General features: G+C 27.3%; 1 protein-coding gene. It reads right to left on the bottom strand.

Going from position 1 to position 790, the window contains the following annotated elements:
* Positions 1-110: 110 nt before the first annotated feature.
* Positions 111-790 (bottom strand): ABC transporter permease (locus tag HMPREF2706_RS02735; protein WP_141761270.1); only part of this gene is annotated, 680 nt, incomplete at its 5' end.

Here is a 790-nt window from a genome sequence, read left to right as displayed (position 1 = left end):
TACTCGCAATAGTGAGGGGATTGGTGCATATAATACACGAAGCTCTTGTTAACTAAATTATAACATTGGTTAATGGAGAAATGCAAAATTATAGAGTGCGTTGAGTTACATTAGACATTTTTCTTTTTAAAGACAAATACTACGAGAATTAAGAAAATAATAATATAAATAATATTACCAATAAACAACTCATGTAATTCTAATTTTGTAAATTTTTTCATACTTTTATCAACAATTTGAACCATAATGTTCATCATACTAATCGGGTTCCATTTTAACCATTCCCATTTATCTACAATAATTGTTAATATACCTGACAAAATTGAAGTGGCAAAATAAAATACAATACCGACAGCAATAGAGACACCAGGACTTTTCATTGCACATGAAATTAATAAAGTGACACTTAAGACTAACCAAGTTCCGACATATGTACCTAACCCGGTTAATAACATTTTACTTAATAACGATAACTCATTCCCCTTACTTTCAATGAGATTAATATCATTGAAGAAAATAGCCCATAAAATAAATCCTACAATAATGCTAATAATAAAATATAGTAATGAAAAGATTACTAATGTAATAATTTTACTTATAATAATACTTGCTCTTGTATATTTGCGATAGAGAAGATTTTTAATTGTACCGTGATAAAACTCCATTGAAATAATGGTACTAGCTTGAATAATTAATAAAAATATAAACCATGAAAATCCACTAAATGCTGATTCGATAGATGCTTGAGGAGAAATAAGGTTCTGTTGCAAAGTTGAATTTATAGTATAAT

The organism is Staphylococcus sp. HMSC067F07 (assembly GCF_001837405.1).
Taxonomy (GTDB): Bacteria; Bacillota; Bacilli; order Staphylococcales; family Staphylococcaceae; genus Staphylococcus; species Staphylococcus capitis.
This window is presented reverse-complemented; position numbering and strand designations above follow the sequence as displayed.